The sequence below is a fragment of the Pseudoalteromonas sp. SK18 genome (genome assembly GCF_001974855.1).
In the GTDB taxonomy this organism is placed as follows: domain Bacteria; phylum Pseudomonadota; class Gammaproteobacteria; order Enterobacterales; family Alteromonadaceae; genus Pseudoalteromonas.
This window is the reverse complement of record NZ_MTQB01000001.1, coordinates 50736-75470: the sequence shown is the minus strand read 5'-3', so window position 1 is coordinate 75470 and position 24735 is coordinate 50736. Positions and strand designations below refer to the sequence as shown.

Sequence of the window (24735 nt, the reverse complement as noted above, 5' to 3'; positions counted from 1 at the left end):
GCTCATGAGTAACGATATTAGTACTTCTTCATCCTACATGGACTCTTTACGTTGGCAAGATAAGCAAGTGCCAAAAAAAGAGGAAAGTGATGCGTTAACCCAAGAAGATTTCTTTTCGTTGTTAACACAGCAATTGTCATATCAAGATCCCAGCAAACCAGCTGATAATGATCAGATGATTGCGCAAATGACCAATTTTACTATGGCTGAAGGGATCTCAAATTTAAACTCTAACTTTGAGTCTTTAGCCGCGTCGATGACATCAAATTCGGCATTGCAAGCATCAACACTGGTTGGTAAACAAGCACTGCTGGAGTCTGACACGCTTGAGCTTAATGAGTCGGGTGAGGTTAAGGGAGCTATTGTTGCTGAAAAGCCGGTAGATAATTTAACACTTCGTATTGAAGATGCGTCAGGGCAGTTAGTTAAAACCATTGATTTAGGCACTCAGCCTGCAGGTGCAGTGCGCTTTGCGTGGGATGGTAAAAATGAAGCGGGTGAACGGCTTCCTCCTGGTGAATACAAGGTTAAAGCTGAAGGCAGTACGGATGGCGAATTTTCAAGCCTCCCAATTGCTTCATTCAAAAATATTGAGAGTGTTAATATTAATGGCTCAAGCGGCATTATTATTAATACCAAAGAAGGTGCGGTTAGGCTGACTGATGTCGCAGAAATCGCGTAATAGATTGTATGTATTTTTTTAGCCATCAGGCTAAATACTTTTAGGTTAGAGGTTAATTATGAGCTTCAATATTGCATTAACAGGCCTTGCTGCCGCACAAAAAGATTTGGATGTTACCGCCAATAACATTGCCAACGTAAATACCACAGGCTTTAAAGAGTCACGTGCTGAATTTGCTGATGTATATGCTTCATCAGTATTTAGTGCAGGTAAAACTAAAAATGGTGATGGTGTACAAACCACCATGGTTGCCCAGCAATTTCATCAAGGCTCATTACAGTTTACTAATAACTCACTGGATTTAGCGATTACCGGTGAAGGTTACTTTGCTACCAGCCAAGACTTAGGCGCACAAGATTTTACCTACACGCGAGCGGGTGCGTTTAAGCTCAATAAAGACAACTTTGTTGTCGATGCTAAAGGTAATTTTTTACAGAGCTTCCCAGTTGATGAAGTTAGTGGTGACACAACGTCTGTGAGTTTAAGTACTTCATCGGCATTACAAATTCCAGATTCTTCTGGTTCACCTCGCTCTACCAGTAATGTATACACTTCGTTTAATGTTGATTCTCGTGAAGATGTTATCGCAGTGCCGTTTGATGCAACCGACAGCACCACTTACAACTCTTCAACATCAACGACTATGTATGACTCGTTAGGTGAGCCACATGTATTACAATTCTTTTTTGTAAAAACAGCGCCAAACGAATGGCAAGTACATGGCACGTTAGATCAAACTCCTTTTGATGCGACTGGTGCAGCTACTGCAACACCAAGCCCGTTAAGCACGTTTGGTTTTGATGCCAGTGGTTTACCTGCGACTACCGATGGTGCTCCAAATGTTGGCCCTACGTTTACTGATGTCAATTTAACCGGTGCAAATTTATCGGGTATTTTATCTAATGGCGCTCAGTTTGATGATATTGCTATTAACTGGCGTGATGAAGCGGGTACCGCTAACAGAACACCTACTCAGTATGCGAGTCGTTTTGAAGTGAAGGCGCTTGAGCAAGATGGTGCGACAGTGGGTCGTTTAGCGGGGATTGATATTGGTACTGATGGCAAAGTGGTTGCGTCATACAGTAACGGTGATTCAACCTTCTTAGGTCAAGTTGCCATGGTGCGTTTTTCAAACTCGCAAGGCCTACAACAGGTCGGTGATACCTCATGGAAAAAGAGTTTAACCTCAGGTGAGCCAATTGCGGGTGAGCCAGGTTCAGGTACTTTAGGTAACATTAACTCATCAGCGCTTGAGCAGTCTAATGTAAACTTAACCAATGAGCTGGTCGATTTGATTAGTGCGCAACGTAACTTCCAAGCAAACTCTCGTGCGCTTGAGGTTAATTCAACTATTCAACAGAACATCCTTCAGATCAGATAATCATTATTTTGATTTATTTAGGCTGCTTAATGCAGCCTTTTTTATTCCCCTCTTAAAATCTTATTCATCCTTAAATTTAATTTGGCACTTATATTGCATTTACTCATGCATAGATTTATTAATGAGTCGATGTTATGGATAAAATGGTCTACATAGCGGCATCTGGCGCTAAACAAAGCATGCAAGGGCTTGCTCTTAAAGCCAATAATTTGGCAAATGCAAATACCACTGGGTTTAAATCTGATTTTGCGCAAGCGCGATCAATGCAGGCTTTCGGTGAAGGTTTGCCGACTCGTGTTTTTGCTATGCAGGAGCGCCCAGGATCAAACATGACATCGGGCGGTATTGTGGAAACAGGTCGCAGCCTTGATATCGCTATGAGTGATAACGCATGGCTCAGTGTTCAGGACGCTTCGGGTAATGAAGCCTACACAAAAGTGGGCTCGTTAAATATCACTGCTGAAGGTATGTTGACTACCAGCGACGGTCGTCAAGTTATTGGCGAAGGTGGGCCTGTCATATTACCTGTACCGATTGAAAAAATTGAATTTAGTAAAGATGGCACTATTCAAGTACGCCCTCAAGGTGCACCGGCTAACTTTTTAGAAGAAGTTGATCGGCTAAAAGTGGTTGATGCAAACAACGCCACGCTCGAGAAGGGTAACGATGGCTTATTCAGAGCTAAACCAGGCCAAATAGTTGAAACATCAGCCAATGTACAAGTATTAGGTGGCACATTAGAAAAATCTAATGTAAACCCAGTACATGAAATGGTCGATATGATCAGTCACCAACGCCAATTTGAATTACAAGTAAAACTGATGAAAACAGCTGAAGAGATTGACGAACGTCAAGAGCAGCTGATGCGCATCGTTTAACTTTAACGTGAGGACATTATTATGAATCCAGCATTATGGATAAGTAAAACAGGGCTTGACGCTCAACAAACTGATATATCGGTTATATCAAATAACTTAGCGAACGCCAGTACAGTGGGTTACAAAAAAAGCCGCGCTATTTTTGAAGACTTGCTTTACCAAAATATTAATCAACCAGGCGGTCGCTCATCGCAAGACACCGAAATGCCGTCAGGCTTAATGCTGGGTGCGGGTACTAAGGTAGTGGCTAACCAAAAAAACTTTTCGCAAGGTAATATGCTCACCACTGAAAATTCATTAGATTGGATGATTTCAGGCCCTGGGTTTTTCGAAGTATTACAGCCAGATGGCAATATTGCTTATTCGCGTAACGGCCAGTTTACTACCGACGGCGACGGGCGTGTTGTCACCTCGGGTGCTGGTTATGTTGTTCAGCCTGAAATGAATGTACCTGACGATGCACAGTCGATCACCGTATCTCAAGACGGTGAAGTGTCAGTTCGCGTTAAAGGTCAGGCCGAAAACGTGGTTATTGGTCAGATCACGATTAGTGATTTTATTAACCCGTCGGGCCTTGAACCTATAGGTCAAAACTTATACACCGAAACTGCCGTGAGCGGTGCGCCTGTTCAAGGTAACCCGGGTGTTGAGGGTTTAGGTACGATTATTCAAGGTTCACTTGAAACATCAAATGTAAATGTCACCGAAGAGTTAGTTAATTTGATTGAAACGCAGCGCGTTTATGAGATGAACTCAAAAGTGATCTCAGCCGTTGATGAAATGATGAGTTATATAAATCAACAGTTATAGTTTTGGGGGATTGTATGCGTAATATTATGTTATTTACAGTAGGGACTTTACTATTAAGTGGTTGTGTAGCTACACAAAATAATGAGGTAGTACAAGACGATCCCTATTATGCACCTATGTATCCAGAGCCGAATATGGAGCCAGTGGTAGCAACGGGCTCTTTATTCAGTACTCAATTATCGAATGACTTATACGCTGATAAAAAAGCACTGCGAACAGGCGATATTATTACTGTTAAATTACAAGAGTCAACTCAAGCGACCAAAGCGGCTAAAACAGAAACGGATAAAGAAACCGATGCTAGCCTCGACCCTGTGATTGGCTTAGGTGGCTTACCGGTAAATATTGGTGGCGATAGTATTCAATTTGGTATTGGCAGTGACTCCTCATTTAAAGGTGACTCAAAATCAAATCAATCAAACAGCCTAGTTGGCGATATTTCGGTTAACGTGATGCGAGTACTACCAAATGGAAATTTAGTGATTCGCGGTGAAAAATGGCTAACGTTAAACACCGGTGAAGAATTTATTCGCCTAGAAGGGTTAGTGCGTCCGCAAGATGTTAATGCTGATAATACCGTTGAGTCTAATCGAATTGCGAATGCACGTATTCAGTATTCAGGTAAGGGTCAAACTCAAGAGGCGCAAAGCCCGGGTTGGTTAACGCGTTTCTTTAGTAGCTCATTGTTTCCCTTTTAGAGGACATTCGACATGAATGGTTTTAAAGTTTTTTGTTTTATTGTGCTACTAGGCTGGCAATTTACTGCCAGTGCTGAGCGAATTAAAGATGTGTCTATGGTTGAAGGAGTGCGCTCAAACCAATTAGTGGGCTATGGCTTAGTTGTTGGTTTACCAGGTACCGGTGAGCAAAGCCGTTTTACCGAGCAAAGCTTTAAAGGCATGCTCAATAGTTTTGGTATTACGTTACCTTCTAGTTTAAAGCCAAAAATTAAAAATGTTGCAGCGGTAGCGGTTCATGCTGAACTCCCTCCATTTAGAAAACCAGGGCAAACTATAGATATTACCGTGTCATCAATTGGCAGTGCAGGCAGCCTGCGCGGTGGTACATTACTACAAACATTCTTAAAAGGGGTTGATGGTAATGTTTACGCCATCGCTCAAGGCAGTTTAATTGTAGGTGGCTTAGGCGCTGAAGGCCTTGATGGCAGCCGCGTTGTTATTAATACGCCAACGGTAGGACGCGTGCCAAATGGTGCAACCGTTGAACGTGCTGTTAAAAGCCCATTTATGCAAAACGACTATATTACTTTTAATTTAAACCGCCCTGACTTTACTACTGCTAAACGTTTAGAGAAAACAATTAATGATTTAATTGGTCCAAATAGCGCTCAAGCACTCGATGCAGCTTCTATTCGTGTTATTGCCCCTCGTGATGCCTCACAGCGCGTATCTTATTTATCAACTCTTGAAAACTTAGAGTTTAAGCCTGCGGATACTTCAGCAAAAATAATTGTTAACTCGCGTACCGGCACGATTGTTATAGGTAAAAATGTAAAATTACAACCTGCGGCAATTACCCATGGAGGTTTAACAGTAACGATTGCTGAGCAACAAAATGTGGCGCAGCCAAACCCTCTGGCCGAGGGTGAAACCGTGGTTACCCAGCAAAGTATTATTGATGTTAATCAGGATGATTCACGCGCTTTTGTATTTGACCCAGGTGTGAGTCTTGATGATTTAGTTCGCGCAATTAATGAAGTTGGCGCTGCTCCAGGTGATTTGATGGCTATTCTTGAAGCACTTAAAGAAGCCGGCGCCATTAATGGCCAGCTTGTTGTAATTTAGTTTTATAAGACCCTATTTAGGGTCTTTAACAGTTAACCTAAAAAAGACGCGGCATAAAGCCGCTGCTACCACAGCAATAAACATTGAATTTAACCTACACAATAAGTAGCAGCGAGTTTTCCTCGCGTCTCTCACTCAATTTAATTTCTGCCTAGAACCTAAAATCGTTCACTTCGCTTGGCTCAATTATTGCATTGCTTTAGATATTATTAATTATTGTGTCAAAAAGCTGATGGAAACAAATCATCTAGATAAGCAAAACTTTTTTGATTTAGGCAACTTAGACTCTTTGCGTCGAGATGCTTTAAACAGCGGTGACGCATCAACCGATGCATCTAAAGCGGCGTTAAAAAAAGCGGCGGCACAATTTGAAGCTATATTCACCCAAATGCTGCTTAAAAGTATGCGTAAAGCCAATGAGGCTTTCGAAGATAAAGAAAGCCCGTTTAATGCAAGTGGCGTTAAGTTTTTTGAAGAAATGCACGACCAACAAATGGCCACAGAGCTTTCATCAAATGGCTCTTTGGGTCTTGCAGATTTAATTGTGCAGCAACTATCGCCAGATGGAAAAAACTTTATGCCAGGCTCTGTTCTTCGCACCACATCAGATTTTTTTAGTGATCAACGTGCGGGTAGCACCTTACCTCATCAAGAAAATCAAAAGGTCACTGAAAAAGTGCCGCTCGTTGATTCAACTGAAAAAAGCGAACAAAACATAGCGTCTGGCACATTTGAAAGTGCTGAGGAATTTGTGAGCACAGTGTGGGAACACGCAAAAACAGCGGCTAAAAAAATTGGTTTAAATCCGGCGGTTATGGTCGCACAAGCAGCATTAGAAACTGGCTGGGGTAAACATATTATTAATAAAGGTGATGGTAATAGCTCAAACAATTTATTCAATATTAAGTCAGATAAAAGTTGGCAGGGTGAAAAAGCCAGTAAAGTTACTTTAGAGTTTGAGCAAGGTGCTGCTGTCAAAAAGCATGCAAACTTTAGAGCGTATGATTCGATAAAAGATAGCGTGAATGACTTTGTGGATTTTTTAACACAAAACCCTCGCTACCAAGATGCATTAAACAATACGGCAAAGCCGCATAAATTTTTAGACTCTTTACAGCAAGCTGGTTATGCAACCGATCCTAACTATGCTGACAAAATAAAAAGAGTGCTAAACAGTAACGAATTGAAGAATATCGCCACAAGCGTGATCCGCCAAGGAGTAGAGTAACATGTCGTTTAATTTATTAAACATTGCTAATTCAGGCATTAGAGCTAACGCTGAGCTGCTGCAAACGACAAGTAAAAACATCGCAAATGTTAATACCGAAGGGTATGTACGTGAGCGCACCGAGTTTACTACTATGATTGATAATCAGGTAGGCCGTGGCCAAACGTATCGATTATTGAATGAGTTTGCGCAAAAGCAATTAAACCGAGATACCTCAAATAAAAGCTTTTTTGATCAATTTGTTAGTGAAGCGAGTCGAGTTGATCAAATCTTTTCAGAAAAATCAAATAGCTTATCAACTAGTATCAACTCAATGTTCAATAACGTACAAGAGGCTCTTAATCAACCTTCATCAACGGTTGCTCGTTCATTAGTGATGAGTGATGCGCAAAATCTGATTGATCAAATGGACAGGCTTGCAGGTATTGTTTCAGAGCAAAAAGCGGTGGTTAATGAGCAATTAGAAATTTTTTCGGAAGAGGCGAATACACTAATCGAAAGTATTAGTTCGTTGAACCAAGAAATTGCAGGTGTTCATGGTACCAAAAACGAAGCGGATGCGAGCTCAGCTTATAATGAGCGTGATAAAGCAATACGTGATTTATCTGAACTGATTGATATAGAAACACTCGATGGCCCCAATGGTGAAAAACAAGTATTTATGGGCTCAGGTGAAGCGGTTGTTATGCAAAATGGGTCATTCAACTTGTTCTCGATTAGTGGCGATCCAGATGCCAATTTTAAAGAGTTACGTTTAGATGTAAATGGCGGTAAGGCTGTGCCTCTCGATATAGATCCTACTAAACTAAAAGGTAAAATTGGCGGTTTATTGGCATTTAGAGACGATATTTTGGTGCCTGCACAAAATCAAATAGGCCAGATGGGCATTGCACTTGCCGATTCGTTTAATCAGCAAAACCGTTTAGGGATGGATGCTAATGGTGAATTAGGTGGAGATATTTTTGAAATTCCAACGGTTAGTGCTTATGTTTATCAAGCAAATACCGGAACAGCTAATATGTCAGCAACTGTTGAGGCAGGTAAAGGCAGTGAACTACCAGCCAGTGACTTTGTGATCACTTATACGGGTAACCCTAATGAGGTGAGTATTCAGCCTATTGATAATAAAGGTGAGCCTTTAGGTACAGCCTCTTTAGCAACTATACCACCCAGCGGCATTATCGATTCAGCAGCGATTACTAGTGGGGAATCGTTTGGCTTAGAGCTTAATGTAACGGGAGCCGGTAATGCTGGGGATCAATTTCAGGTAAAACTCAATAGTGGCGCTGCGGGTAATATATCGTTGACCAGTGGTCGAGGTGAAGACATTGCCTTGGCCTCACCAATTAGAACAGCAGGTGGCCTTGATAATACAGGGACAGGTACTATTTCACCGGGTGATGTGAGCGATGTAACCACTGGCAGTTTTAGTAACCCTCTAGGGCTAGCTAATGGCCCTATTAGCATTGTTAAAACAGCTAATGCTAATGAATATCAACTGACTGACGGTAATGGCACGACCACGTTTACGGTTACACCGCCTGCTAATAATATACTCGCTCAAGCTGGAGCGCCTTACGATGGCTATGGTTTTGACTTTAATATTGAAGGTGTACCGGCTACAGGTGATACCTTTAATTTAGAATTTAATGAAGGCGGTTTTGATGATAACCGTAATGGCCAAAAACTCGCAGATTTACAAAATACCGATTTAGTACGTCAAAATGTAGTGGCAAGTGCCTCAGCCGATAATCATAAAACGTTGAATCAGGCCTATGCAGGGTTGGTAACTGATGTTGGGGTAGTGACCAGCCAAGCAATGACCAACGGTGCTGCATTTGATGCATTAGCACAACAATCAGAAGCCTGGTATGAATCATTGTCGGGCGTAAACTTAGATGAAGAGGCGGCTAATTTGCTGCGTTTTCAGCAATCTTATGCTGCATCTGCTCAAGTATTGTCTGCAGCACGTTCTATTTTTGACACTTTACTGAGTGCGGCGAGGTAATTATGCGTTTATCAAATAATTTAATGTATCAAAATAACATTAATAAAATACTTGAGAATCAACAAAATGTAGCAGGTGCGCAAGAGCGTGTCACTACAGGCCAAAAATATTTGAGTACCTCTGAAAACCCTGCAGCTATTTCTCAGGGTATGTTGTACACCAATAAAATAGAAACGAATGAGCAGCTGACCAAAAATATTAACCAGCTAAAAGGGCGTTTAGAAACCGAAGAAAGCTTGTTACAAGGTATGAACGACACTATTTTAGAAGCTCAAATGTTAACTATACAAGCCGGTAACGGTTCATTAAGCAAAGATGACTTAGCGGCGGTAGCGGGTGAACTACAAGAGTTACAAAAGTCGTTACTAAATTTAATGAATAGCCAATCGGAAGGAGGTAAATACCTTTTTTCTGGCTATCAAGATAATATTCAAACATATACTTTTAATAGCACTAATGGCAAATATGAATACCAAGGCGATCAAGGTCAGCACGAAGTGACGATCGCCAAAGGCGTTGAGATCAAATCAAGCGATAATGGCTTTAATGTATTTGAACGAGTTGATGCACGTCTTGATGTTATTTCAAATCAAGGCACCCCAAGCGGCGGTATTACTGCGGGTACTGTGTATGTTGAAAACCAAGGTGAGTTTGACCGCTTTCACAAAGATAATTATAACTCAGACCCAGATCCGCTTATTTCTCCAACGATCAATACCTATAATGTTAATGTGATCCCAGGTGCAACCCCTTCATCGCCAGATCAGTATGAAATATTACGAGACGGCGCTTCGCTTGTGCCACCCGTTACGGGTGAAGTAACCGACGAGCCGATTGAGTTTGCTGGCATGGAAATTCAACTCGAAGGAGCAGCACCAGGGCAGCTTGATTTTACCCTTGAAAAACCAAGTAAAGAAAATGTGTTAAATACATTGCAAGATCTGATCATCAGCCTTAATGACGATCAACTTGATGAATCGCAAATCAACCAAGCATTATCAGATGGGTTAATTCAGCTTAAAAACGCCAGTGAGCAAATTGTATTTACACAAGCTGGCTTAGGTGGGCGCATGAATGTGGTTGAGCGTGTAACTGATTCAAACAGTGCACTAGATATCAATAATCAAGAAAACAGATCCAGCCTGATTGAAATTGATGCCGCTGAAGCGATTAGCGATCTCACAAAACATGAGTCTGGTTTACAGGCCTCACAAGCGACTTTTGGTCGTTTGGCTAAACTCTCATTATTCGATTATTTATAAACACCATCCAAGGCAGGTTATTACTTTTAGGAAAAATAGGTAATAACTTGCCTTAACGAAGCGGCAAAAAACTGTCACCCCCCTTTTTCTCTCCTGTCAAAAAAATGCTCACTATTTATTAAATACCGTAATAAAAGTTATTTAGTTGTTATAAAACATGGGTTTAATGTTTTATTATTAGTTGGCACAAGTAATGCATTCAACTAGTCATAGACAGTGTGGTTTTTGCTTAAATATTTTGAACCACATTCTGATTGAAACTAGGAGATGGTAAAATGGCTTTAAGCGTAAATACAAATGTTGCATCACTTAATGGGCAACGCAATCTATCTAAATCTAGCATGGCACTTGAAACCTCAATGCAGAGACTATCATCTGGTTTGCGTATTAATAGCGCAAAAGACGATGCTGCAGGTTTACAAATTGCCAACCGACTAACGTCTCAGGTTAATGGCCTAACGGTTGCTCAGCGAAATGCCAACGATGGTATTTCTATGGCGCAAACTGCTGAAGGTGCAATGCAAGAGTCAGCAAATATTCTGCAACGTATGCGTGACTTATCACTGCAATCGGCGAATGGTTCAAACAGTGCGGTTGACCGTGCATCACTGCAAAAAGAAGTAGCAGCCTTGCAACAAGAGCTCACTCGAATTGCAGATACCACTAAATTTGGTGGTACCAGCTTACTTGACGGCACTTTTGGTACTAAACAGTTTCAGGTAGGTGCTAATGCGAATGAAACCATTAATGTAAGTTTGCGTAATGTTGCTGCTAGTGCAATTGGCGCATATGAAGTAAAAGATAGCAGTACTTTGCTTGGGGCGGCTGCAACACAAACAGCTACATTGGCAACAGCAACGGGTGCAGTGGCAACGGCAGGGCTAAATATTAATGGTGTTGCAATCCCTGATGCGGGTGTTACGGGTAAGGGTGCTGCTGAAATAGCAGATAGCATTAATAAAGAAGCTACAGGCGTTACTGCAACAGCAAAATTAGATGTCACAATCGCTGGTTTGGATTCTGATGACAATAGCGATTTAACACTTCGTAAAGCAGGTGCTGCAGTTGATACTTACAAGCTATCAGAATTTGGTGGTGACCTTGACCGACTTGCTCAAGAGTTACAAGCCGATGGTTATGATGCCATCGTTGATGAAGGATCTTTAATACTTAAGGCTGAAGGTGTTGATGGTATTCAAATGACAGGTACTGCCGGTACAGCTACCATTGCTAACAATGCAACAGGTGGTGCGGCGGTTGCTGGTGGCGCTACTAATAATAATATCAGTGTTTCATCAACGCTAACATTATCTTCTTCAGAGAAAATTGGCATATCTGGTACTAATGTGGATGATATTTTAGGTGGAACAAATATTTCTGCCACAGGCGGTACTGGTGAATTAACATCTGTAGAAAGTGTTGATATATCAGGTACGACTAGTGCGGGTGCGCAGTCTGCGATTAACACTATAGATGCGGCGCTTGCGCAAATTGATGCCCAACGAGCTGACTTAGGTGCGGTGCAAAACCGTTTTGGTTTTACAATAGCCAACCTTGCTAACGTATCTGAAAACGTATCAGCTTCGCGTAGCCGTATTCAAGATACCGATTATGCACTTGAAACAGCAACGCTGACTAAAAACCAAATCATGCAACAAGCAGGTACCACTATTTTGTCTCAGGCAAACCAGTTGCCACAGGCAGCATTAAGTCTTTTAGGTGGCTAATATCCGCTAACTATAAAAAGCCAAGCAAATATGCTTGGCTTTTTTGTCTGTATTTCAATCAATTAAAAGTTTTTACTGTTTTTTTTAAAAAAAAGCTAAAGGTAATTTTATAACGGCCGTTAACTTAATTAGAACGGAGCTTGAACAGATTTTTATTGTGATGGCTCTTGGTTAAAATCAATTAGTTACATTACGAAAGTAATCAGGAGTTATAACATGGCTTTATCAGTAAATACTAACGTTGCATCACTAAATGCACAAAGAAACTTATCAAAATCTAGCGACGCATTAGGTACATCAATGCAACGTCTTTCATCTGGTATGAAAATTAACAGTGCGAAAGATGATGCGGCAGGTCTACAAATTGCGAACCGTCTTTCTTCACAAATTAATGGTTTAGGTGTTGCTCAGCGTAACGCGAATGATGGTATCTCTATGTCGCAAACAGCTGAAGGCGCGATGCAAGAGTCATCAAATATCCTACAACGTATGCGTGACCTATCATTACAATCAGCTAATGGTTCAAACGATGCAAATGCTCGTGCAGCACTACAAAAAGAAGTTGGCGCATTACAGCAAGAGCTTACTCGTATCGCTGAAACGACTAAATTTGGTGGTACAAGCTTACTAGATGGCTCGTTCGGTACTAAACAATTCCAAGTGGGTTCAAACGCTAACGAAACAATCAACGTAAGTCTGCGTGATGTTTCTGCTGATGCCATTGGCGCAAACAAAATTGAAGGTGCAGGTACTGTTTTAGGTGTTGCTGCTGCTGCAACAGGGTTAACTACAGCAACTACTGCTGATGCTGCATTAGTTATAAATGGTAAAAGTACAGCGGTTGGTGCTGGCGATGGCGCTGCAACAATTGCCACTACAATTAATGAGGCTGCTGCAGGTGTGACTGCAACTGCAAAATTAGATGTAACAATCTCTGCGCTAGGTGCCGGTGATGACGGTATCTTAGAAATTGGTAACACCGCTACAGGCGCTTCAGGTGTGGTTGATGGTGCTGATGATGGCGTAGGTGCTGATTCTTACGACTTAGCTAACTATGGTGGTGATATTGACCGCTTAGCAGCTGACTTGCAGGCAGATGGTTACGATGCAGTTGTAAACGGCGGTAAACTAACGCTTAAAACCGAAGGTGTAGATGGTATTCAAATTACTGGTTCTACCATTGCTAATGCAACCGTAAGCTTAGAAAATAACTTAACAGCTGGTGCTCAGGTTGCTAGTGCAAGTGCTGCAATGAGCGTTACATCTTCGTTAAGCCTGAGCTCACCAGATAAAATTGGTGTTTCAGGTACAACGGCAAATGAAATCTTAGGAACTGGCGCTGCAGCTATCGGAGCAACAGGTGGTACAAGTAAATTAGTTTCAGTAGAGACTGTTGATATTTCTGGTACAACTAGTGCTGGTGCACAAAACGCAATCGAAACAATTGATGCGGCGCTTGCGCAAATTGATGCACAACGTGCAGACTTAGGTGCGGTACAAAACCGTTTTGGTTTTACCATTGCTAACCTTGCAAACGTATCAGAAAACGTATCAGCTTCTAAAAGCCGCATCGAAGATACAGATTACGCTGCAGAAACGGCTAAACTAACTAAGAACCAGATTATGCAACAGGCTGGTACAACAATCTTAGCTCAGTCTAACCAGTTACCACAGGCAGCACTTAGCTTATTAGGTTAATTTAACAATAAGCTCTATACTTTAACTACTAAGGAAGGGGCAACCCTTCCTTTCTTGTATAGGTATAAAGCTTTATATCGCTTTATAGTAGGAGCGAATTATGGAAACGCAAAGTTTAAATCTAAATATCAGCTCAGCGCAAAAAGGTGAGGTTAGCTCAAGTTACCAAGCCCCATCACAAGTTAAGCAAAACACCGATGAGCAAAAGAATACATCCATCACCACTACGGCAAGTAATAGTGCAGTCTCTGAAACTGAGTTGTCACCTGAAAAACTAGAGAAGGTGGTACAGCAATTGCAGGACTTTATGGGCGAAATGAATCGTAGCCTACAGTTTAAAGTAGATGAAGATTCTGGCCGTAATGTTATTAAGGTAATTGATAAAGAAAGCGGTGATTTAGTTAAGCAATATCCCTCTGAAGAAGTATTAGGTATTGTTGCTAAATTAGCAGAAGCCACTGGCGTGTTAGTTGATTTTAAAGTTTAGTTTGAGCAATTTAAGAGGGTAAGTATTATGGCTATTTCATTTACAGGTATAGGTTCAGGGCTTCAAGTTAATGAAATTGTAACTGCTTTAGTCAATGCTGAAAAAGCTCCTTATCAAGCACGGGTAACACAACAGCAAGCAAACTTTACTACGGACATTTCTGCGGTAGGGACCTTAAAAGCGTCTTTAGAAGAGCTTAATGGTTCACTAGAATCATTGGGGGACATCGAAAACTTTCAAAAGCGTACTATCAGTGGTGGTGACGACTTTGTTTCTTTAAGCTCTGAAAAAAACGCGCAAACTAACAACTATTCTATAAAAGTAAACAGCTTAGCTGAAAACCACAAGTTAACCTCAAGTGCCATAGCAGGTGATGAGGCCGTGGGTGAGGGTAAGCTAACCATTAGTTCAGGTAGTAATAATTTTAATATTGATGTGTCAGATACAGCAACCCTTGCTGATATTCGTGATGCTATTAATAATTCTACCGATAACGACTCAGTTAATGCCACTATTATTACTGATGATACGGGGCAGCGATTGGTATTATCAAGTAAGGAGACTGGCGCAGAAAACGCAATAAAAATTGTGGTTGATGATGTCTCTGATGGCAATAATACAGATGCCTTGGGTTTATCTCGCCTTGCCTATGATAGTGATACAGCATCAGCAACTTATGCTGAAAACCTAAACGAAGTAACGGCAGCGACCGATGCCTCAATTACGATTGATGGGACGCTTGTTGCGACGAGCAGTACAAATGAATTTAAAGATGTCATTGAGGGTGTCACCATTAATGCCAAAAAAACGCACAACGCAGATGATGATTTAAGTAAAGCAACGATAACAGAGAACAATAATAACGTTTCGGCTGGATTAAAATCGTTTGTAGAAAAGTTTAATGCGTTTATTGATTTATCAAATCAGTTAGGTCGATCTAGTGCTGAAGAGGGGGTGGGTGCGCTTGCGGGTGATTCATTACTTAGAGGCTCTGTAAATCAAGTTCGCTCGTTATTAACCTCAGAATTTAGTACGGGTAATGGTAATACCGACTTTTTAGCTAATTTTGGTATTAGAACGGAGCGTTCAGGTAAATTAAGTATTGATTCTGATGCGCTTAAAGCTGCGGTAGAAAGCGATCCACAAGCTATTCAAACGTTTTTCGTTGGTGAAAATGATGGTGATGGTTTTGTTGGTCAGCTAGACACGGTGATTAAAGGCTATACTGCATCTGATGGTATTATCAGCTCTCGTATAGAAGGCCGCGAATCACAAATTTCTAAACTAGAAACTGACGTAGAAAAGTTTAATACCCGTATGGCTAAATATGAAGAGCGATTATATAGCCAGTACAACGCAATGGATTTACTCGTTGCTAACCTAAACTCGACAGGGAGTTACTTGCAACAGCAATTAGCTAACCTACCTGGTGTGGTTAAAAAGTCTAGCTAAACAATTAACCTTGTTTAGGAAATAAAGCCTGGCTTATGAGTCGGGTTTTTTTATGTTTGTTCGATTGTTAGTAACTAACTGTGTTGTTTTATAGTGAGGCTTGAGGAAATAAAAATACAGAGTGAAAAATCTGCTTAATCACTCTGTAAAGGGGAATAAAATAGGGGGAGCTAAAGTAAATAATATTTTTAAATATTAGATTTATACTTATTCACTGCACCTTTGCTTTTTTGTTTCTTTATAATTTCTATCGCTAACTTTTGTTTTTCGCTATCAAATAGTGCTGAAAGCTTTGCCACAAATGCGATTAAAAACTCAAGCTCAGATTCAGAATAAAAACCGTCGTCATGCTTTAAAGATTCATTCATGTAACTGTCTAACCGGCTATGAATATTCAGCGCTTGCTCAATATCCCAATCTTCTGAGTCATTAACCAAGCTTACTAGTTCATTGCAATATACTTGAGTCTCACTATCTTTAACTTGTGAGCTTGTAACCTGCTTTAAAACCATTATGACTGTGGTTCTCTTTGTTCGAATGGAATTGCTTCCCAGCCTGACTTAATCTCTTTAATTAAGGTAATTACTTCATCAATTTTATCAATGTTGTTTTCAAGGTTTGCAGTTAATAAACAACGCTGACAGTAATCGTACAAAGAGTCTAAGTTAGTTGATACTTCATTATTGTCTTCAAAATTTAACACTTGCTGCAACGCACCAAGTAGCACAATACAATCAGAGATTGCGTTGCCTTTTTTTTCTAACTCTTTACGTTCAATAAATCCTTTTGCAGCAGAGAGCTTGCCAACAATATTTACAAACACGAGTTTAACTTGGTCGTAGGGAGTCATCTCTTTAACGCTGCTAACTGTTATTTGACGGTATTTATTGATTGATGCATGAGCCATAGGTAATTCCTCAAATTTTAATTACTGTGTAGAACCTTAAGCAAGTTTAGTTCCAACATAAGTTTGACTATTACTTATCGGCAAAAACAGTCACACCTTTAAATAATAATAGCACTTTTTATGAGTTTCTTCTGTGTAGAGTCGCATCCTTATCAGTGGCAAAACGTGTTAGATAATTCATCCTAAGTAGGTATGCCGTTATAAATAGCTAAAGATTTATTAGTTATAAAGTACTAGCTTTGCAGGGCGGGTGTCTGTTTTTTGGCGTTAATGTCAAAAAATCGCCGCTATTGCTTGCATCCAAATCCAACTGGCTTACAATTTGATTAATAAAACAAATTAGTGAAATAAATGGCTCGCTAAAGATGATCTTAATTTTAGATAATAATAACAATCGCTCTATTGGATTATATGCATCGCTTACTTTTATTGGTGAAGCGGTACAATTGCAAACTGAAGCTGACTTTGAGCAGGCGTGTAGCCAGTACCATAATAAAGAATGTATTGTGGTGTTAGGGGCGTTGCAGTCTTTAGACCATGAAAGTTTAATTAAACGCTATCCGACATTTCCTTTTTTATTGATTGGTGAAACGCTCAAACCGCTACTGAGTCTCGCCAATGTTGTTGGACTAATTTGTGAGCCATTTACTCATGAAGTTACCACTCAGTTACTGCATGATTGTCAGCAGTATCAACGTATGTTGCCTCATGAACATAAACATAACAAAGAAAAAAGCACCTTTGATGGCCTTGTAGGTGAAACCAAAGCGGTAAAAGATTTACGCTTTTTAATTACCCAAGTTGCTAAAACCGATGCTAACGTACTTATTTTAGGTGAGTCGGGCACAGGCAAAGAAGTCGTTGCTCGTAACGTGCATCTGCTTTCTAAGCGTAACAAAGGCCCATTTGTGCCAGTAAACTGTGGGGCAATTCCTGCAGAGCTACTAGAAAGTGAACTATTTGGCCATGAAAAAGGTGCATTTACCGGCGCTATTTCAGCACGTAAAGGCCGGTTTGAATTGGCGCAAGGTGGCACTCTATTTTTAGATGAAATAGGGGATATGCCACTGCAAATGCAGGTTAAGCTATTGCGAGTACTACAAGAGCGTAGCTATGAGCGCGTTGGCGGTACCAAAGCGATTCAAGCCGATGTACGTGTAATTGCTGCAACCCACCGTGACCTTGAAAGCATGATTGAAAAAGGCTCGTTTCGAGAAGACTTGTACTATCGTCTCAATGTTTTTCCTATTGAAAGCCCTTCGCTTGCACAGCGTGCAGAAGATATACCTTTGCTACTTAAAGAGCTTATGCGCCGCGTAAATGAACAAAGTGGCACCACTGCTAAGTTTACAGAGCGCGCTATCGATAGTTTAAAAGAACACTCTTGGCCGGGTAATATTCGTGAGCTGGCTAATCTTGTTGAGCGTATGGTTATTATGTTTCCTGATAAAGTGGTGGATGTTCCTGATTTACCTAATAAATACCGCTATATTGAAGTTGAAGCTTATGAGCCTCAGTACCCAGAAGAGCTGATGGAGCGTGATGCATTTAATGATATTTTTAGTGGCGGATTTAGCGAAGACGAGATAGACCTCGAAGATGATTTTGCTCAAGCGGCCCCTGGGTTATTGCCCGATGAAGGTATTGAGCTTAAAGAGTACTTAGCTGAGCTTGAAATTAACTTAATCACCCAGGCATTAGAGCGCTTTGATTACGTTGTTGCCCGTGCTGCTGAAGTGCTAGGCGTAAGGCGAACCACACTGGTTGAAAAAATGAAAAAATATAACCTTTCTAGGGATTGAGAGCTAAGTGCAGGTATTAGGCGCTAGGTATTAGGTTAGAATAAATAAACACTGCGCTTAATTTTTAGCGCTGGTTTCCCCGCTTCTCGCAACCCGCAGCTCTAGCCTAGCTTTTTAACTTCTTCCTTCCTAAAACAATTATTACTATGATCGTTAACCATACCGCACGCCTGCATGTAGGCATACACTGTGGTTGGACCTAAAAATTTAAAGCCACGCTTTTTTAAATCCTTCGCAAATAACGTCGATGCCTCAGTAACTGCAGGGTAATCGGCCAGTGTTTCTAAATCGTTTACCTGAGGTTTATTACCAACAAACCGCCACTGATAATCACTAAAACTGCCAAACTCTTCTTGAACAGTAATAAAGCATTTTGCGTTATTAATTGTTGCGACAATTTTTAAGCGATTGCGAACTATACCCACATTTTGCATTAATTTTTCTATGTCGTGCTCAGTAAAGGCCGCTATTTTGCGTACATCAAAATTGGCGAAGGCATTTTTATAATTCTCACGCTTTTTTAATATGGTATACCAGCTGAGTCCCGCTTGTGCCGATTCTAATGTCAAAAACTCAAAAAGTAGTTGATCGTCATACACAGGAACGCCCCATTCATGGTCATGGTAATCCACATAGTCGGGCTTTGAGGTATCTAACCATGGGCAGCGGCAGTGAGTCTCTTTATTCATGCATGTTCCTTTGCGCGTCATTTTTACGACACACGTTTTTTGGTTTAATTTATTGAATTTACTAGCAAATAATTTTGGTACATATTGTGCATTAGCCATTGCATCTACATTATTTTAGAGAGTTGATTATGGCCCTTGCAAGTGTGCTAAAACCCCAGTTTATTTCTGCTAATCAGTATAACCCATGTTTACTGCAAGAGGAGTATGTTGGTGAGTTGAGTGATTTGCGTCAACAGGCAAGTTGGCTTTCTCATTTAGTTGATACTATGCCTGCGGGCGTAATTGTACTCGACGGCAAAGGAATGATCGCTAAGGCGAATCAAATTGCTATCGATATGCTCGGTGAACCACTAGAAGGTGAGAAGTGGTTTAGTGTTATTCAGCGCTCATTTCGCCCTCATCAAGATGATGGTCATGAAGTGTCGTTAAAAGATGGGCGCTTAATAAAACTCGATATTACCGCACTTGCGCCAGAGCCAGGGCAACTTATATTAATGACCGACTTAACTGAAACCCGACGCTTACAAAAGCGGGTAGCGCATATGCAGCGTTTAAGTGCGTTAGGTAAAATGGTGGCATCTTTGGCTCATCAAGTGCGTACTCCTTTATCGGCGGCTATGTTATACGCTGCAAATCTTGGGTCAAAGCGTTTACCAGAAGCCTCACGCGGCAGTTTTCACACTAAATTAATGTCTCGTTTAAAAGATTTAGAAACCCAAGTAAACGACATGCTGCTATTTGCCAAAAGTGGTGATCAACAGGTGGTTGAGCAAGTGTCGATGCAACAGTTACTCAGTGAAGTTAAAGCCGGTGCTGATGCCATGGTAGCGCTTAATGATAGCGAATTAAATGTAAGCTTACCTGAACCCGATATAGAAATTATGGGTAATAAAACCGCATTGGCAAGTGCTATTCAAAATCTTATTCATAACAGTATTCAAGTGATTGGCAGTGACGCTCAGGTGCAGCTTAGCGCTTCGCGCGATAAGCAAAACGCTGACTTTGTACGCATTAGCGTTAGTGACAATGGTCCAGGTATTGACCTAGGCCAGAGCGAGAAAATATTTGAGCCTTTTTATACCACTAAAAGCCAAGGTACAGGCTTAGGGCTTGCCGTTGTTAGTTCGGTAGCCGGTGCACACCAAGGGCGGGTTGAGGCAAACAACAACCCACATGGGGGAGCAATTTTCAGTATGTTGCTGCCTATTAGTGTCACATCTAAATTAGGGGAGTCACATGAGTAACACTATTTTAGTTGTAGAAGACGACGCCGGACTTCGTGAAGCATTAATTGATACTTTAGAAATGTCGGGCATCGCTTGCATGGCAGCCAACAGTGCTGAGCAAGCCATGTTGCTATTAAAAAAAGACGCATTTTCACTGGTGGTCAGTGATGTGCAAATGGGCGCAATGAGTGGCCTAGATTTATTACGTAGTATTAAATTAAATCACCCTGATTTACCCGTACTGATGATGACAGCCTATGCCACCATTGATGATGCGGTTGAGGCAATGCGCTTAGGCGCCATCGATTATATGGCTAAGCCATTTGCCCCAGAAGTCTTGTTGAATATGGTGAGCCGTTACTTGCCTGAAAAGGAAAAAGAAACAGACGGTCCCATTGTTGCCGACCCTAGTAGTATTCAATTACTCGAACTTGCTAGTAAAGTGGCGCGTTCAGATGCCAGTGTGATGGTGCTTGGGCCAAGTGGCTCAGGTAAAGAAGTGCTGGCGCGCTATATTCATGACAAGTCAAAGCGCTGTAATGAACCGTTTGTAGCGATTAACTGTGCTGCTATTCCGGAAAACATGCTTGAAGCTACTTTATTTGGCTACGAAAAAGGCGCGTTTACCGGTGCCATTCAGGCCTGTCCAGGTAAGTTTGAACAAGCGCAGGGAGGAACTATCTTACTTGATGAAATTACCGAGATGGATTTAGGCTTACAAGCTAAACTACTGCGGGTATTACAAGAACGCGAAGTTGAGCGTTTAGGCGGTCGGAAAACTATTTCACTAGATGTACGTGTGCTTGCTACCAGTAACCGCGAATTAAAAGAGGCAGTTGCTGATAATCAGTTCCGCGAAGATTTATATTATCGACTTAATGTTTTCCCTTTGCTGTGGCGGCCTCTGTGTGAACGCCCAGGTGATATTATTGTGCTGGCGAAACACTTAATTGAACGCCATTTAAGTAAAAGTAAAGAGCCAATGGCGTACCTAGATACAAGCGCTGAACAAAAACTGCTTAGCCATAGCTGGCCGGGTAATGTTCGTGAACTGGATAACGTTATCCAACGCGCTTTAATTTTACGCAGTGGCAGTACTATTGATGAGCATGCGATTTTTATCGAAAATTTAACGCCAACTCAGTTTGTGGTTGAAACAACGTCAGTGCCCCAGCCTACAAATAATAGCTTCAGTAATGCTTATTATGATGAAAAAACAGTACCCGAAGATGAACAAAAAAATGATTTGCTCGCCTTAGACACGGGGAGTTATAAAGATGAGCTTAAAGATAAAGAACATCGCATTATTTTAGAAACCTTGGCGCGTTGTCAAGGAAAGCGTAAAGAAGTGGCCGAAACCTTAGGTATTAGTCCACGTACTTTACGTTACAAATTAGCGCAAATGCGCGACTTAGGTATTTCCCTCCCTGCATAACTTCAACAGCCCTAGATCTAAGTACCTGATTTTAGGGCTGTCAAAACTCTGACTACGCAAAATAACAGATTAAGCTTATGTTTTAATTGGCTTTTATTTTTGGCATGTTTTGTGCTTTATTCTCTTTAAGAGTTTACTGCATTATCAGAGACAATTATGAAAATTCAAAACAGTGCTTTATTTCAAGAAATGCAATCTATGGCTTCAGAAGCCACGCGTAATAATCAAGTTAATCACTTGCCAACGCAAGTGCAATCAACGTCTACAGCGCAATTTGGTGATATGCTGAGTAACGCACTAAATACAGTGCATGAGTTACAGCAAGACACAGGACAAAAAGTAAAAGCAGTAGAGACTGGCGACAGAAGCGTATCGCTTGCTGAAGCAATGATTGCTTCGCAAAAGTCTTCTGTGGCATTTGAAGCTACGGTACAGGTTCGTAATAAGCTTGTTGAATCTTACAAAGAAATTATGAACATGCCTGTTTAACTAGGTAGTGGAGAATTATTGTGGCGCAATCTAATCAATCTACAGATCTGGCACTTGCTGATGGCATGATGGAGCAAAGTGAAAACGAAGATCAACAAGAGCAAAAGTCAGGCTATTTCAGCGCCCTTGGCGGTGTTGATGTTTTACGTCAAATTACCCTGATTGTTGCATTGGCCATTTGTTTAGCCATTGCTATTTTCGTTATTATTTGGGCTCGTCAGCCAGATATGCGCCCATTAGGTAAAATGCAAACCCAAGAGTTAATAGAAACACTCGACTTTTTAGATGCGCAAAAAATTGACTACCAGCTTGATGGTAATGTGGTTTCAGTTGATGAAACAGAGTATCAAAATATTAAGTTACTGATGACCCGTGAAGGTTTAGATCAAGGGCCAACAACAGGTAGCGACATTATCATGCAAGACATGGGGTTTGGGGTAAGCCAACGTTTAGAACGTGAGCGCCTTAAACATGGCCGTGAGCAACAACTTGCCCGTACTATAGAAGAGCTAAACAATGTTACTCGCGCCAAGGTGTTGTTAGCTATTCCAAAAGAAAATGTGTTCGCTCGTCGAGAGAAAAAACCTTCTGCAACTGTTGTACTTACGCTTAAGCGTGGTCGCTCACTAGATAGCGAAGAAGTTGACTCGGTAGTTGATATGATTGCTTCTGCGGTACAAGGCCTGGAGCCTTCTCGCGTAACGGTGACCGATCAAAACGGCCGTTTATTAAATTCAGGTTCACAAACCTCTCTGGCTGCACGCTCTCGTAAAGAGTACGACCTAGAGCGCAAACGTGAACAAGAATACCTAGAAAAAATTGACAGCATTTTAATTCCCGTCGTTGGCTTGGGTAATTACACCGCCCAAGTAGATTTAAGCATGGACTTTAGTTCAATAGAAGAAACACAAAAACGCTATAATCCAGATTTACCAGCGGTAAGAAGTGAAACCACTTTTGAAGAAAATAATATAGGTGGTCTAGCGGTAGGTATTCCTGGTGCACTCACTAATCAGCCTCCGGTAAATTCAACGATACCTGAAGATGCGATGGCTGGTGGTGCGGGCACTGCTACGTCACCAAGTCGTACTCACAAAGAAGCTACCCGTAACTATGAACTCGATACCACTATTTCACATAAGCGTCAGCAAACCGGTGTGATCCGCAGAATAAGTGTGTCCGTGGCGGTCGATTACTTACCTACGGTGGGTGAAAATGGTGAAACAACCATGACACCACGCTCGGTAGAAGCTTTGTCAAATATTCGTCGCTTGTTACAAGGTGGCGTAGGCTTTGATATGCAACGTGGCGATGCTCTTGAAGTAGTAACCGTGCCATTCGTTCGTGAAGACTCAGCGCTTGATTTTGAATTGCCTTTATGGGAACAAGACTGGTTTATGAAAATGATGCGCTTAGTATTAGGTGCGCTGGTTATTATTGTACTGATATTAGCTGTTGTTAAACCTATGCTTAAACGCTTAATTTACCCAGATAATACACTTGAAGAATATGATGAAGACTCTCTTAGTTCAGGTGTTGACCTTGGTGACAGCACATTAGATATGCTAAATAATGACTTTGATTCTGCTTCAGTTGGCTTCTCAAGCGATGGTACACTACGCTTACCAGACTTACATGGCGACGAAGACTTATTGAAAGCGGTTCGTGCCCTTGTAGCCAATGAACCAGAACTATCATCACAAGTAGTGAAAGCGTGGTTAACAGAAGATGACTGATCAAGAACAAAAACAACTACCACCGGCGTTTGATGTTGATAAGCTCGATGGTGTAGATAAAGCGGCGATATTATTACTGAGCTTATCTGAAGAAGATGCAGCGCAAATCCTTAAACACTTAGAGCCAAAACAAGTGCAAAAGGTAGGTATGGCTATGGCGGCAATCGATGATTTGTCGCAAGCTAAAATTAGCGCAGTTCATAATTTGTTTATTGAACAAATTCAGAGCTTTAGTACGATAGGTTTTCAGTCTGAAGATTTTATCAAAAAAGCACTTACTGCTGCATTAGGTGAAGATAAAGCCGCCAGCTTAATAGACCAAATTGTTATGGGCTCAGGCGCTAAAGGGCTTGATTCATTAAAATGGATGGACTCAAAGCAGGTAGCTAACATTATTCGTAATGAGCATCCGCAAATTCAAACAATTGTGCTTTCTTATTTAGAGCCGGAACAATCAGCTGAAATTTTAGCGCAATTTCCTGAAAAAGTGCGCCTAGATTTAACCATGCGTATTGCCAATTTAGAAGAAGTACAACCAGCAGCTTTACAAGAATTAAACGAAATTATGGAAAAACAATTTGCTGGTCAAGCAGGTGCACAAGCTGCGAAGATGGGTGGCTTAAAAGCGGCTGCAGATATTATGAACTACCTCGATACCAATGTTGAAGGGCAGTTAATGGATTCTATCCGTGAGCATGACGAAGAAATGTCACAACAAATTCAAGACTTAATGTTTGTTTTCGAAAACTTAATGGATGTAGAAGACAGAGGCATCCAAGCAATTTTACGCGAAGTGCCGCAAGATGTACTGATGAAAGCCATTAAAGGTACTGACGAAGCGCTTAAAGAGAAGATCTTGGGTAACATGTCTAAACGTGCCGCTGAAATGCTTGCTGATGACTTAGAGGCTATGGCGCCAGTGCGTATTAGCGAAGTAGAGGCAGCGCAAAAAGAAATACTGTCAACAGCACGTCGTCTATCAGATTCAGGTGAAATTATGCTTGGTGGTGGCGGTGGTGAGGAGTTCTTGTAA

General features: G+C 41.2%; 22 protein-coding genes. 19 read left to right on the top strand and 3 right to left on the bottom strand.

The annotated features are described in order from the left end of the window. The first annotated feature begins 4 nt into the window (after window positions 1–4). The 13 genes from BW139_RS00365 (at window position 5) to fliD (ending at window position 15418) form a co-directional block, all read left to right on the top strand. The gene (locus tag BW139_RS00365) at window positions 5–682 is read left to right on the top strand and encodes a flagellar hook assembly protein FlgD (protein ID WP_008113070.1); all 678 of its coding nucleotides are present in this window, start codon (window positions 5–7) and stop codon (window positions 680–682) included. Between the two features lie 58 nt (window positions 683–740). Further along, complete coding sequence (gene flgE / locus BW139_RS00360) at window positions 741–2063, top strand: flagellar hook protein FlgE (RefSeq protein WP_076918291.1); 1323 nt, start codon at window positions 741–743, stop codon at window positions 2061–2063. A gap of 134 nt (window positions 2064–2197) precedes the next feature. Further along, window positions 2198–2941, top strand: a complete 744-nt coding sequence (locus BW139_RS00355) for a flagellar basal body rod protein FlgF (RefSeq protein WP_010387878.1) — start codon at window positions 2198–2200, stop codon at window positions 2939–2941. A gap of 21 nt (window positions 2942–2962) precedes the next feature. Beyond that, window positions 2963–3751 (top strand): flagellar basal-body rod protein FlgG, encoded by a 789-nt coding sequence (gene flgG, locus BW139_RS00350; protein ID WP_010387879.1) that lies wholly within the window; start codon window positions 2963–2965, stop codon window positions 3749–3751. 14 nt (window positions 3752–3765) lie between these two features. Beyond that, complete coding sequence (flgH, locus tag BW139_RS00345; RefSeq protein WP_010387881.1) at window positions 3766–4449, top strand: flagellar basal body L-ring protein FlgH; 684 nt, start codon at window positions 3766–3768, stop codon at window positions 4447–4449. A gap of 12 nt (window positions 4450–4461) precedes the next feature. Further along, window positions 4462–5556 (top strand): flagellar basal body P-ring protein FlgI, encoded by a 1095-nt coding sequence (locus BW139_RS00340; RefSeq protein WP_076918290.1) that lies wholly within the window; start codon window positions 4462–4464, stop codon window positions 5554–5556. Between the two features lie 232 nt (window positions 5557–5788). Further along, a complete protein-coding gene (flgJ, locus tag BW139_RS00335; protein WP_076918289.1) occupies window positions 5789–6784 on the top strand; it encodes a flagellar assembly peptidoglycan hydrolase FlgJ in 996 nt (331 codons plus the stop codon). A 1-nt stretch (window position 6785) separates the two neighbouring features. After that, window positions 6786–8792, top strand: a complete 2007-nt coding sequence (flgK, locus tag BW139_RS00330) for a flagellar hook-associated protein FlgK (protein ID WP_076918288.1) — start codon at window positions 6786–6788, stop codon at window positions 8790–8792. Between the two features lie 2 nt (window positions 8793–8794). Further along, window positions 8795–10054, top strand: coding sequence for a flagellar hook-associated protein FlgL (flgL, locus tag BW139_RS00325; protein ID WP_076918287.1), 1260 nt, complete (start codon window positions 8795–8797; stop codon window positions 10052–10054). 275 nt (window positions 10055–10329) lie between these two features. After that, complete coding sequence (locus BW139_RS00320; RefSeq protein WP_076918286.1) at window positions 10330–11781, top strand: flagellin; 1452 nt, start codon at window positions 10330–10332, stop codon at window positions 11779–11781. 216 nt (window positions 11782–11997) lie between these two features. Further along, window positions 11998–13479: a flagellin gene (locus BW139_RS00315; protein WP_076918285.1), complete on the top strand. Its 1482-nt coding sequence runs from the start codon at window positions 11998–12000 to the stop codon at window positions 13477–13479. Window positions 13480–13579: 100 nt separating this feature from the next. After that, complete coding sequence (locus BW139_RS00310; protein WP_076918284.1) at window positions 13580–13966, top strand: flagellar protein FlaG; 387 nt, start codon at window positions 13580–13582, stop codon at window positions 13964–13966. Window positions 13967–13993: 27 nt separating this feature from the next. Then, on the top strand, window positions 13994–15418 hold the full coding sequence (fliD, locus tag BW139_RS00305; RefSeq protein ID WP_076918283.1) for a flagellar filament capping protein FliD: 1425 nt from the start codon (window positions 13994–13996) through the stop codon (window positions 15416–15418). A 188-nt stretch (window positions 15419–15606) separates the two neighbouring features. Here the strand turns inward: fliD and BW139_RS00300 are convergent, their stop codons facing one another. Together BW139_RS00300 and fliS are read right to left on the bottom strand one after the other, a co-directional pair. After that, window positions 15607–15930 carry a hypothetical protein gene (locus BW139_RS00300; protein ID WP_076918282.1) on the bottom strand — a complete coding sequence of 108 codons (324 nt, stop codon included), beginning with the start codon at window positions 15928–15930 and terminating at the stop codon, window positions 15607–15609. After that, window positions 15930–16325 carry a flagellar export chaperone FliS gene (fliS, locus tag BW139_RS00295; protein ID WP_076918281.1) on the bottom strand — a complete coding sequence of 132 codons (396 nt, stop codon included), beginning with the start codon at window positions 16323–16325 and terminating at the stop codon, window positions 15930–15932. Before fliS ends, BW139_RS00300 begins: the two co-directional genes overlap by 1 nt. A gap of 365 nt (window positions 16326–16690) precedes the next feature. On the opposite strand from fliS, the gene BW139_RS00290 reads away from it, so the two are divergent. Then, window positions 16691–18127, top strand: a complete 1437-nt coding sequence (locus BW139_RS00290) for a sigma-54-dependent Fis family transcriptional regulator (protein WP_076918280.1) — start codon at window positions 16691–16693, stop codon at window positions 18125–18127. Window positions 18128–18228: 101 nt separating this feature from the next. On the opposite strand, the gene BW139_RS00285 is transcribed toward BW139_RS00290, so the two are convergent. Beyond that, window positions 18229–18816 carry a DNA-3-methyladenine glycosylase I gene (locus BW139_RS00285; RefSeq protein ID WP_076918279.1) on the bottom strand — a complete coding sequence of 196 codons (588 nt, stop codon included), beginning with the start codon at window positions 18814–18816 and terminating at the stop codon, window positions 18229–18231. 128 nt (window positions 18817–18944) lie between these two features. Between BW139_RS00285 and BW139_RS00280 the strand changes: the two genes are divergently transcribed. The 5 genes from BW139_RS00280 to fliG all read left to right on the top strand — a co-directional run bounded on the left by BW139_RS00280 (window position 18945) and on the right by fliG (window position 24735). Then, window positions 18945–20060, top strand: coding sequence for a PAS domain-containing sensor histidine kinase (locus BW139_RS00280; RefSeq protein WP_076918278.1), 1116 nt, complete (start codon window positions 18945–18947; stop codon window positions 20058–20060). After that, entirely contained in the window at window positions 20053–21477 is a 1425-nt protein-coding gene (locus BW139_RS00275; protein WP_076918277.1) for a sigma-54 dependent transcriptional regulator, read from the top strand. Before BW139_RS00280 ends, BW139_RS00275 begins: the two co-directional genes overlap by 8 nt. 156 nt (window positions 21478–21633) lie before the next feature. Further along, window positions 21634–21966, top strand: coding sequence for a flagellar hook-basal body complex protein FliE (fliE, locus tag BW139_RS00270; protein WP_076918276.1), 333 nt, complete (start codon window positions 21634–21636; stop codon window positions 21964–21966). 20 nt (window positions 21967–21986) lie between these two features. Then, window positions 21987–23702: a flagellar basal-body MS-ring/collar protein FliF gene (gene fliF, locus BW139_RS00265; RefSeq protein ID WP_076918275.1), complete on the top strand. Its 1716-nt coding sequence runs from the start codon at window positions 21987–21989 to the stop codon at window positions 23700–23702. Next, on the top strand, window positions 23695–24735 hold the full coding sequence (fliG, locus tag BW139_RS00260; protein ID WP_010387902.1) for a flagellar motor switch protein FliG: 1041 nt from the start codon (window positions 23695–23697) through the stop codon (window positions 24733–24735). Before fliF ends, fliG begins: the two co-directional genes overlap by 8 nt.